Here is an 11,858-nt window from a genome sequence, read left to right as displayed (position 1 = left end):
TTTTCTATTATTTGTATGATCGAAGCGGTTCTTCCCACGGCCACTCACTTCCGGCGCTTGATTCTAATAACAGTACCGAAACAGTTATTCCTGCTTCAAATCCTCTCGTTCCTCCCGGCAGGACGATACATGCATTCGCCTCTGCAAGTGAAGAAATTGCACTAGATTTATCTAAACCAACTGGTGTTGCTTGCAATGTTCCATCTACAATTTCCACTTTCCCTCTTACAAAACGAGTAAATGGGTTTGCTTTCAGAAAGTCTTTCTGTAATATTGCCTCTGCACGATATACGTGCGGATTTTTCCTATGCAAGTATGTTCCAATAACTGGTCGAACATATAATTCACATCCGACATAACAAGCAGAAGGATTACCAGATAGACCAAATAATAGTTTTCCTTCTAGCTCAGCTACAGTTGTCACACTTCCTGGTCGCATCGCTATTTTGTTAAAAAGTATATTAGCTCGTAATCTCTCATAAATAGCAGGTAAATAGTCATAGTCTCCTACCGAAACGCCACCAGTTGTAATTAAAATATCGACTTCTTTTATCGCTTTTTTCACAGTGTTATAACATGTCTCAAAATCGTCAGCGAATTGTCCATAATACTGTACAACCCCGCCCGCTCGTTCAACTTGAGCAGCTATCATATAGGAGTTACTATTTCGAATCTTCCCTGGCTTTAATTGTTCATGTACTTCAAGCAGTTCACTTCCTGTCGTTACAATTCCAATAACCGGCTGTTTTACAACGTGAACGGTACTATAACCAAACGTTGAAAGAAGCGCCACTACTCCAGGGTTAATAACAGTCCCTTTTTTCACAAGGATGGTATTTTGTTTTACATCCTCTCCTTTAAAAGAAATGTTATCCCCAGCAATAAAGGAACGTTTCAATTTCATATAAGTCTTTTCATTTTCTTCAAACCCTTCTGTTAGCTCTAACATAACAACTGCATTACACCCTTTCGGAATTGCGGCTCCTGTCATAATACGGACAGCTTGAAATGCTTTCACTTCTTCTGTAAAAACAAAACCGGCTCCAATTTCACCAATCCCTTCAAACAGAATGGGATTACTGCTACTTGCTTCTTTTGTATCTTCTGCTCGAATCGCAAACCCGTCGTATGGAGAGCGATCAAAATGAGGGACATCATGATCTGCAATAACATCTTCTCCAAGAATTCTTCCGTAACTTTCTATAAGAGAGACCTCTTCTATTTCACCTTGATGAGCGTATTTCATTACACGTGCCACTGCTTCTGCCACCGGAATTGGTATACGTTTTTCTAACATTCTTTTTCACCTCGTTTTAATAAGGGACAACGCTCTTTCTGTTCATCCTATATATTTTGCGTATAATCGTTTTGCTATTTTCACATCATTTGTTCCATGAATAAATGCCCTACCGTCTGTAAATAAAACGAAACGATATTTATCAATTAGAAATGATAGTAAGTAAGGCGTTTTTTGGACATGTACACTTTTTTGTAATCGTTTTTGAATTTCGTTTAAATTAAGATCTCTCTTTATTCCTGAACGGATTTGAACTGTATTCCGTCCGCATAGCACTTCAGTTTTCATCTGCGCTTCAAATGCTAGACTTGGATACGTTCGTGATTTCCCACAAGATGGACATGTACTTTTTTTCTGTCTATTTACTTTTAATGAGAGATATTGATTGTTCCAAATATCAAATGATAACATCGTTCCTCTTAGTGACTCATAATCATCCACCAATATTTTCATCGCCTCTGTCACTTGGTGAGCAACAACCATCTGTACAGCTGGCTGAATAATTCCGGCTGTATCGCATGTTGCACCGCCCATAGGATGATTCATTAGACAGCGAAAACATGGTGTTTTCCCAGGAAGAATTGTATACGTTACACCGTAACTTCCAATGCATCCACCGTATATCCAAGGTATATTTTCTTTTTGTGAAATGTCATTTATAAGTAGGCGCGTATCAAAATTGTCAGTCGCATCTAATATGAGCTCCACTTCTTTTGTTAACTCTTCTATTTCTTGCATTGTGACATCCGTTACAACTGGTACAATTTCCACTTCAGAATTAATCTTTCTTAAATGTTCTGCCGCTGCAATTGCTTTCGGTTTACAATGCTTTGCATCTTCTTCTGTATATAACTGTTGCCGCTGTAAATTACTCCATTCGACGTAGTCACGATCGGCAATTGTCAATTTCCCAATTCCCATCCTAACGAGCGCTTCCGCATTTGCAGCTCCTAGTGCACCCGCACCGATTAGGAGCACTTGCTTTTCGCTTATTTTGCTTTGTCCCATTTCACCAATTCCAGAAAACAATACTTGCCTTGAATATCGCTCTTGCATAGAGAATCCTCCTTTCGCTATCCGCCAATGTATGACATTTCAACTTTTGGACGTTTATTTGTACTTTCCACCGTTCTTTCATCTGAATATCGATCTGTTCTATATCGCCATGTATGTTGTAAAATTTTTAATAGTGAGGCATCCGAAATATTTTCTCGAAGAAGCGTTCGCAAATCCGTTCCTTTTTCTCCAAATAAGCACGTATAAAACTTGCCGTCTGCCGAAATACGAGCTCTCGTACAAGAAGAACAAAATGACTCAGATACTGAAGTAATAAATCCAACTTCGGCATCGCTCCCTACATATCGATACAATTTCGCAACTTCTCCAAAGTAACGAGATTGAACAGGCTCAATCGGATATACGCGATTAATCTTCTCTATTAATTGTTCCTTCGTAATAACTTGTTCAAAGTTCCATCCGTTCGTACTGCCAACATCCATAAACTCAATGAAACGTAACTGTATTTCTTGTTCTTTAAAATACTGAGCCATAGGAAGAATTTGACTATCATTCATTCCTTTTTTTACGACCATATTTACCTTTACTTCTAATCCAGCTGCCTTCGCTGCTTCAATTCCTTTCAGTACAGGTTTTGTACTTACATTTCTTCCGTTAATTTTTTGGAAGACGTGATCCTCTATCGCATCTAAACTAATATTTACACGCTTTAATCCCGCGTCTTTTAGCGCCTTAGCTTGTTTTGCTAAATGAATTCCGTTTGTTGTGAGCCCAATGTCTTTTAAACCTTCTAGCTTTGTAAGTCTAGCGATTAACTTCGGTAAGTCTTTACGCAATAACGGTTCACCGCCAGTAAGTCTAATTTTTTCAACTCCCATACTTATAAATAATCTAGCTAGTCTTTCTATTTCATTAAAAGTTAATAAAAACTCTTCCTGTAAAAAAGCGTAATCAGATCCGAACACTTCAGCAGGCATACAGTATGTGCACCTAAAATTACAACGATCCATAACTGAAATACGTAAATCTTGAAGTGGACGTTCTAAAGAATCTTTCATTTTCTCGTGCATCTATATCCCTTCTTTTCTGCTGCAATCCTTAGTAAGTTTTCAATTTTTCATTTGTCTTTATTATAAAAAAGAAGCTACATATTCAATGTGACTTTTCTCACATCACTTTCCCCATTCAAAAATTCTTCACAAATCCGTTCGAATTTTGTTCACATCTTCAGTGCCTACTCCTTACGGTCATTGAAATTTCACTATATTTTTCAAATATCTCTTGCATTTCCAGCATACTTACACTCAAAATAGGAAATGGATTGCTTATAAGAAGAAAGGTGATTGCTGTGACAAACAGTATGAAATTATCTCAAGATTTAAAGGAATTACTTGCATCTGTTGAATATAAAATGCAGATAAAAAAAGGTAGTTTTATTTTTCAAGAAGGTATGGAGGCAACCGAACTCTATATTATCCACTCAGGAAAAGTACAAATTAGTAAACTTAGTGCTGACGGACAAGAATTAACACTTCGAATTTGTTCAGCATATGACATTATTGGAGAATTAACATTGTTCACGGACGATGCGAAGTATTTATTAAATTCAAAATGCCTTGAAGATGTTGAAGTAGGCGTTATAAAGCGTGAAGCGTTAGAAAGAGAATTACTCCAAAAGCCCGCACTTGTATTTGAATTTATGAAATGGATTAGTGAACATTTAAGAAGAATGCAAACGAAGTTCCGAGATTTAGTATTACACGGCAAAAAAGGTGCCCTTTATTCTACTCTCATTCGAATGACAAATAGTTACGGTGTATTAAAAGAAAATGGTATTCTCATCGATTTACCGTTAACGAATCAAGAACTTGCTAATTTCTGTGCAACTTCACGCGAAAGTGTAAATCGAATGTTAAATGAATTAAAAAAGCAAGGTACAATTTCTATTCATAAAGGAAAGATTACAATCCACGATTTACAATTTTTAAAACGTGAAATTGCTTGTGAAGATTGCTCTGCTTCTGTTTGTAGTATTGATTAGCGTCTTATTTAGATACTTATACCTATAAAGAAAGCCGAGGTCTCCAATTAGATCTCGGCTTTCTTTATAAGTTACTAAACATATAAAACAACATTATTTTTTCAATTCATTTGGAATACGTCTTCTGTAAATTACATAACTACGGCTTATATATTTAATTGGGGCACTAAATACATGTACTAGTCTTGTAAATGGCCATACTGCGAAAAGCCCCATTCCTGCAAGAATATGAATTTTAAACCATACAGGTACTTCCATCATATATTCAACTTTCGGTTGGAAAATGAAGAGGCTTCGGAACCACGGACCGATCGTTGTACGATAATCAAACCCTTTTGAGTCGATGTTTAAAAACGTTGAGGAAAGCCCTGCTAGCATTACGATAAGTAATAAAATAAGCGCAATATAATCTCCCTTTGTGCTCGTTGCAATGATACGTTTTACTGTTACGCGGCGGTACGTTAATATAATTAAACCGATGATAGAAGCAACACCTGCCGGAAGTCCGAAACTAATCGCTATTACATGATACATATGCTCCGAAATACCTATTGAACGGTATACAGCCTCTGGAATTAAAATCCCCATAACATGACCGCCAATTACGAACATGATCCCAAAGTGGAATAATAGACTTCCAATTCGGAGCATTTTCTTTTCTAATAGTTCACTAGATTTTGATGTCCATCCAAATTGATCATAGTTGTATCTGAAAATATGTCCACCGATAAAGATTGCAAAAATGATATAGGGAAACAATACCCATAGAAATTGATCCATCATTTTGACAACTCTCCTTTCTAATTTGTCTGTACACCCCATGTATCGATAGCGAGTAGAACAGCCGCAAGAATTGGTTCATACATACTATCTGCTTCTTTTAACTGAACGTGTAATGCTTGTATGTTTTCCTTGTATTTACTCATAATTTCTTCACTGTCTTGCTCATTTGCATTGGCAAAAAACTCGAGTAATAACGGTAAATAATCAGGTAGTTCTTTATCTGTTACTTCAAAACCAGATTTTTTATAATGCTGTTTTAACTCTAATAACTCAATACCTCTTTCTCTTTGTTCGCCGGTGTTCATATAAGTAAGATACATATTTGTCTTTTTACCAAAATCGAATGTATATACGTAAACATCAATTAATTGATCGTTCGTTTTATCTAGCGCTTGTTTTATAAATGCTGTAAGTGATGCTTTAACGTCTTCCTGTTCAATCGCTTCAATCTCTTCTTGCAATTCAGTTAAAGCTTCTCTCCACCCGAGTTCCGGATAGGAAAGAAGGAATGAAGAACATGAAAAAGCAGTTTGTAAACTTTGTTTCATATTTTTCCGCCCCCATTATTTAAGAAATTGTCATACAAGAACCGGGACCACCTGCGAATGATAAACCACAACTTCCTTGTTCACTATATAAATCTGCAACTTGCTCGCGGTGAGTGGCCGGAATGACGAAACGATCTTTATATTTCGCGATAGCAAGAAGACGATACATATCTTCTACGTCCTGTTTCGTTAAGCCAAGTTCTTTTAATACCGATTCATTTGGTTCTTTATTAATTTGCAATGCTCTCATATGCGTTCGCATAACAGCCATTTTTTTCAATGTAAGACGAATATGTGATTCATCTCCTGCAGTGAGTAAATTCGCTAAATATTGAATTGGAATACGCATATTATCAATAGCAGGGAAAATCTCTTCTGCTTGCCAGTTACTACCTTTCCCCTCCACCATGTTCATAATTGGGCTAAGCGGCGGGATATACCAAACCATTGGCATTGTACGATACTCTGGATGAAGAGGTAGAGCGATTTTCCAATCGATAATCATTTTATAGATTGGCGACTGTTGTGCCGCTTTAATCCATTCTTCAGGAATCCCTTGTTTTTTCGCTTCAGCTGCTACTTCTGGATCATTTGGATCTAGGAAAACAGTAAGCTGAGATTCATATAAATCTTTTTCATCTTCAACAGACGCCGCTTCTTTTACTTTGTCAGCGTCATATAGCATTACCCCAATATATCGAATACGTCCTACACATGTTTCCGAACATATTGTTGGCATACCCGCTTCAATACGCGGGAAGCACATTGTGCATTTTTCAGCTTTATTCGTTTGCCAGTTAAAATACACTTTTTTATAAGGACAAGAAGATACACAAAATCTCCATGCACGACATGCATTTTGATCTACAAGGACAATCCCATCTTCTTCACGTTTATACATCGCACCCGATGGACATGAAGATACACAAGATGGATTCATACAGTGTTCACATATGCGCGGTAAATACATCATAAAGACATTTTCAAAATCTGTTTTAATTTCTTCTTCCATTTTCTTTACGTTCGGATCTTGTAATCCTGTTATATGTCCGCCTGCTAAATCATCTTCCCAGTTTGGACCCCATTCAATTTTGTCGATAAATTCACCTGTAATTGCTGATTTCGGACGAGCAACTGGTTGATGTTTACGCTGTGGACTATTTGTTAACGTTTCATAATCATAGTTCCAAGGTTCAAAGTAATCATCAATTGTTGGTTGATCTGGATTGTGGAAAATATTCATAAGGCGCTTCATTTTCGAACCGGATTTCAGTTGAATTTCACCATTTTTCAATTCCCAGCCGCCTTTATATTTCTCCTGATCTTCCCATTGCTTCGGATAACCAATTCCCGGTTTCGTTTCTACGTTATTGAAGTACATATATTCAGCACCTGGACGATTTGTCCAGGTGTTTTTGCACGTTACACTACAAGTATGGCAGCCGATGCATTTATCTAGGTTCATTACCATTCCGACTTGTGCTTTAATCTTCAAGCCAATCTACCTCCTTCAGTTTGCGAATTACAACGTTTAAGTCACGCTGGTTCCCTGTTGGACCATAATAGTTAAATCCATAGCTTAATTGGCCATATCCACCAATCATATGTGTCGGTTTCACATGAATACGGGTTGGACTATTATGCGTTCCTCCGCGGGTGCTTGTTAATTTCGTACCAGGCACGTTAATGTGACGATCTTGTGCATGGTGCATAAATGCCATTCCCCTTGGTATACGATGCGTTACAACAGCACGCGCTACAACAACTCCGTTACGGTTAAAGCACTCAATCCAATCATTATCTGCAACGCCAGCTTCTGCAGCGTCCTCTTTATTCATCCAAACAGTTGGACCACCTCTAAATAGCGTTAACATCGGTAATGAATCGAAATACATACTATGAATTGACCACTTATTATGTGGTGTTAAATAGTTTAAAGTAATTTCTTTCCCTTCTACTTCAGGCCGTGATTTACGGAACGGCTTATGTTGCAGAATTGGTTTAAATGTTGCCATCGTTTCACCGAATTCTTTCATCATGTCATGATCTAAATAGAAAGATTGTCGACCAGTTATCGTTCTCCAAGGAATGAGACGTTCTACATTTGTAGTAAATGGTGAATAACGGCGTCCACCTTTTTCTGAACCTGTAAAGGCTGGAGAAGTAATTACTGTTTTAGGCTGCGCTGTAATTTGTTCAAATGTGAAGCATTCTTCTTCACGTTCTTCTGCTAAATCACGTAGTTTTAAATCCGTTTGTTTTTCAAGTGCTTCCCATGCTTTTACAGCCATATGACCGTTTGTTGTAGAAGAAAGTGTTAATACCGCTTCAGCAGCATTAATTGCTTCTTTTATGTCTGGGCAACCTTTCGCAATAGAATCCGTTCGAACGACTCCTAATCGGCTCTTTAATTGCTCATATTCTTTTTCTGCAGACCAAGAAATCCCTTTCGTACCAATCGGTTGTTTTCCGGCATTTGGTCCTAGCGCAGTCATTTTGTCATAAATCGTTTTATAATCCCTTTCGACAACATGAATTTGTGGCATCGTTTTACCTGGGATCGGTTCACACTCACCTTTGCTCCAATCTTTAATCTTGCCAAGTGGTTGCGCTAATTCTTGTGGTGTATCGTGAAGAAGTGGTGTTGCAACAACTTCTTTCATTGGTTCAAGATCGATTTTCTTCGCTAAATCAGACACAGCTTTAGAAAGAGAAGTGAAAATGTCCCAGTCAGAGCGTGCTTCCCACGGTGAACCGATTGCTGGATTAAATGGATGTACAAATGGATGCATATCTGTACTACTTAAATCATGCTTTTCATACCAAGTTGAAGCAGGTAAGACGATATCAGAATAAAGCGCTGTTCCAGCCATACGGAAATCTAAATTAATGAGTAAATCTAACTTCCCTTCTGGTGCTTCTTCATGCCACTTAATTTCTTCTGGTCGTAACGAATCACTATCGTCATTCATTAATCCGTTCGTTGTACCTAATAAATGTTTTAAGAAATATTCGTGTCCTTTACCAGAACTTGAAATTAAGTTTGCACGCCATACGAATAAGTTGCGCGGGAAGTTATTTTTATTATCAGGATCTTCAATCGCAAATTTCAGTTCTTTATCTTTTAATTTTTGTGCAACGTATTTTCCGATTTCTTCTTGCGTTGTTGCACCAGCAGCAACAGCTTCTTTATATAATTCAATCCCATTTTTCTCGAATGTCGGATACGAAGGCAACCAGCCAAGTCGTGCCGCTAATACGTTGTAATCACCGTGATGTTGATAACGAGAGTTGCCTTCCACTGGTGATGCTAAATGTCCCACTGGTGTATCTTCATAGCGCCATTGATCTGTTACGAAATAGAAGAAAGATGTACCGTTTTGTAATTTTGGTGGCCCTTGCCAATCTTTTGCCATCGCGATTGTTTGCCATCCTTCCGCTGGTCGTAATTTTTCTTGACCAACGTAATGCGCCCAACCACCGCCGTTTACACCTTGTGCCCCAACGAGAAGAACAAGATTTAAAACGGCGCGATAAATCGTATCAGAGTTAAACCAATGGTTAATACCTGCTCCGACAATAATCATTGAGCGACCATTCGTATCAACAGCATTTTGTGCGAACTCACGAGCGATTTGAATAATAAGCTCACGTTTTACTCCTGTCATTTTCTCTTGCCATGCAGGTGTAAACGGTACGTCATCATTGAAGTCTTTCGGCTCTTGTCCGCCAAGTCCTCGGTTCACACCGTAATTTGCTAACGTTAAGTCGTATACAGTTGTAACGAACACTTCGCCTTCTTCTGTCATAACCTTTTTCACTGGAATTGTACGTTCTAATACTTTGTTTCCATCATCAGAGAAGTACGGAATTTGTACAGTTTGAACACTATCCTCCATTCCAAGTAAAGAAAGACGTGGATCGATCTTTTCACCTGTTTCTTCATCTTCTAAACGTAAGTTCCATTTCTTTTCATTATCCCAACGTGACCCCATTGTGCCGTGAGGTGTTGCAAAATCGTTCGTATTCTCGTTCCAAAGTACAGGTTTCCATTCTCCTAACTTCGTTTCGCGTCCAATATCAGAAGCATTTAAGAAACGATCAGCAACGAATTGATCCCCTTTTTGTTTCAATGTGACGAAAAAAGGAAAATCAGTATATTGTTTCGCATACTTTGTGAAGTATTCCACTTGATTATCTACGTAAAATTCTTGTAAGATTACGTGCCCCATTGCCATCGCAAGCGCACCATCTGTACCTTGTTTCACACTAATCCAATCATCCGCAAACTTTGTTGACTCAGCGAAATCAGGACTTACTGAAACAACTTTCGTTCCTTTATATCGAACCTCCGCTAAAAAGTGTGCATCTGGTGTTCTTGTCATCGGTACATTTGAACCCCATGTCATAATGTAACCAGAGTTATACCAGTCACTACTTTCTGGTACATCTGTTTGATCACCCCAAATTTGCGGAGAAGCTGGTGGTAAATCAGCGTACCAATCATAGAAGCTAAGCATCGGCCCGCCCATAAGTTGCATAAAGCGGCTACCTGCAGCATGACTTAACATCGACATAGCTGGAATTGGTGAAAAACCAACATTTCGGTCTGGACCGTATTTTATTACTGTGTAAAGTAAAGAAGCTGAAACGAGTTGTAACACTTCATCCCAATTCGCACGAATGAATCCCCCTTTACCACGCGCCTGCTTATACGTACGTGCCTTTTCAGGGTTTTCCACAATGCTTTTCCAAGCGTCTAGTGGTGACTCGTTATTTTGTAATTCTTCTTGCCACATACTCCAAAGAACACCACGTACATACGGATATTTCACACGAAGCGGGCTATAAATGTACCAAGAAAAACTTGCTCCACGCGGACATCCTCGCGGTTCAAAATCAGGCATATCAGGACCTGTAGTCGGATAATTAAGCTCCTGCCCTTCCCAAGTTACAATTCCATCTTTCACATAAATGTTCCAACTACATGAACCAGTACAGTTCACGCCATGTGTAGAACGAATTACTTTATCATGCTGCCAACGCTTTCTGTACACATTTTCCCATTCGCGATCTTCATATGTTTCTTGTGTATGGTTATCGTTATAACGATCTATTGGTGAAAAATATTTTAAACGTCTCATTAGTGCTGAAGGTTTCTTCTTCATACTGTTCACTCCTTTAATACGTCTCTCTTACATACCCTTACTATAAGAGAGGTTGTAAAATACAGATGTGACATTTCGCACAGTTCAAGAGATTGTCAAAAATTCCGGAACAAATATAAAAAAGTGAAAATCTAATCATTGTGGAGGGTTCACATACTTCACTGACTGTTAAATTACTTCCTTGCTTCTAGCAAAGTTTAAGATGTAGTACAGATTAAAATGAGCGTACAAAAAATTTCTTATATAATAGCGGAAGTAATTTGGGAATAGTTAAATTTGATTTGCCTAAATCGTAAGATAAGTTTATAAATGAAAATAAAATACTTTCAATCCACCATACTAAGGGTAAATATCCTGAAAATAGTTGAACAAAAAACGCCAGGAAATCTATATGAATTGTCAGCAACTTGGATTGAATGAAGAGAAGAATACACCAGAATGGCAGGATATTAAGATAATAATAAAAGGAGTAGATTATGATATTAGAACCGCTTTATGCAGAAAACATTATAGTAGCCGTCATATATAAAAATGAGTTTAGGTGGTATGTAACAGATAAAGAACTATGGTTTTTAGATTATAATAAATTAGATAATGCATATAAAAATTTAGATATAAGCATTGAAGATAATGATGAAACGGAAGAAAGAAATGAAATAAAAGTATTAGATCATGAAAATGTAGAAGTATTTTTAGTAAGGATTAATCAATATAAAACAACTAAAGAAGAATTAAATTATTTACTACTTGAAAATATTAAAAGGAAGAATGCAGGAGAAGATCTATTAGATTATAGTCCAGTCTTATTAATTAACTTTGATAATAAAATACTATATTCAATGTTTCCAGAACCGGCATCATACGAAAACTATGTACCAAAAGATTGGATAGGTACATATGAAGATTTCACTGAACTCATACCTACATCAGAGAAATATTGGATGAATAAGTTTAATAACAATCTACTTTTACTATAAATGTAAGTAAGACAAGAATAATGATAG

General features: G+C 37.5%; 9 protein-coding genes. 2 read left to right on the top strand and 7 right to left on the bottom strand.

Annotated elements, in window-relative coordinates; genetic code table 11:
- Window positions 1–7: 7 nt before the first annotated feature.
- From DN389_RS19095 to moaA, 3 genes are read right to left on the bottom strand one after another with little or no spacing between them, the layout of a single operon-like run.
- Window positions 8–1,297 carry a molybdopterin molybdotransferase MoeA gene (locus DN389_RS19095; protein WP_098190081.1) on the bottom strand — a complete coding sequence of 430 codons (1,290 nt, stop codon included), beginning with the start codon at window positions 1,295–1,297 and terminating at the stop codon, window positions 8–10.
- Between the two features lie 42 nt (window positions 1,298–1,339).
- Complete coding sequence (locus DN389_RS19090) at window positions 1,340–2,353, bottom strand: molybdopterin-synthase adenylyltransferase MoeB (RefSeq protein ID WP_097858821.1); 1,014 nt, start codon at window positions 2,351–2,353, stop codon at window positions 1,340–1,342.
- A gap of 17 nt (window positions 2,354–2,370) precedes the next feature.
- The gene (gene moaA, locus DN389_RS19085) at window positions 2,371–3,384 is read right to left on the bottom strand and encodes a GTP 3',8-cyclase MoaA (protein ID WP_098190080.1); all 1,014 of its coding nucleotides are present in this window, start codon (window positions 3,382–3,384) and stop codon (window positions 2,371–2,373) included.
- 278 nt (window positions 3,385–3,662) lie between these two features.
- On the opposite strand from moaA, the gene DN389_RS19080 reads away from it, so the two are divergent.
- A complete protein-coding gene (locus DN389_RS19080; protein WP_000185186.1) occupies window positions 3,663–4,355 on the top strand; it encodes a Crp/Fnr family transcriptional regulator in 693 nt (230 codons plus the stop codon).
- A 93-nt stretch (window positions 4,356–4,448) separates the two neighbouring features.
- Here DN389_RS19080 and narI read toward each other — a convergent pair whose 3' ends face one another.
- From narI to DN389_RS19060, 4 genes are read right to left on the bottom strand one after another with little or no spacing between them, the layout of a single operon-like run.
- Entirely contained in the window at window positions 4,449–5,138 is a 690-nt protein-coding gene (gene narI / locus DN389_RS19075; RefSeq protein ID WP_000969208.1) for a respiratory nitrate reductase subunit gamma, read from the bottom strand.
- Between the two features lie 17 nt (window positions 5,139–5,155).
- Window positions 5,156–5,686, bottom strand: a complete 531-nt coding sequence (gene narJ, locus DN389_RS19070) for a nitrate reductase molybdenum cofactor assembly chaperone (RefSeq protein ID WP_060488583.1) — start codon at window positions 5,684–5,686, stop codon at window positions 5,156–5,158.
- Window positions 5,687–5,705: 19 nt separating this feature from the next.
- Window positions 5,706–7,181 carry a nitrate reductase subunit beta gene (gene narH, locus DN389_RS19065; protein ID WP_046953633.1) on the bottom strand — a complete coding sequence of 492 codons (1,476 nt, stop codon included), beginning with the start codon at window positions 7,179–7,181 and terminating at the stop codon, window positions 5,706–5,708.
- The gene (locus DN389_RS19060; protein WP_098190076.1) at window positions 7,171–10,854 is read right to left on the bottom strand and encodes a nitrate reductase subunit alpha; all 3,684 of its coding nucleotides are present in this window, start codon (window positions 10,852–10,854) and stop codon (window positions 7,171–7,173) included. Before DN389_RS19060 ends, narH begins: the two co-directional genes overlap by 11 nt.
- A gap of 476 nt (window positions 10,855–11,330) precedes the next feature.
- On the opposite strand from DN389_RS19060, the gene DN389_RS19055 reads away from it, so the two are divergent.
- The gene (locus tag DN389_RS19055) at window positions 11,331–11,831 is read left to right on the top strand and encodes a hypothetical protein (protein ID WP_088121975.1); all 501 of its coding nucleotides are present in this window, start codon (window positions 11,331–11,333) and stop codon (window positions 11,829–11,831) included.
- The last annotated feature ends 27 nt before the right edge of the window (window positions 11,832–11,858 follow it).

Origin of the sequence: Bacillus sp. AY3-1, assembly GCF_008368785.1 — a bacterium.
Taxonomy (GTDB): Bacteria; Bacillota; Bacilli; order Bacillales; family Bacillaceae_G; genus Bacillus_A; species Bacillus_A wiedmannii.
This window is presented reverse-complemented; position numbering and strand designations above follow the sequence as displayed.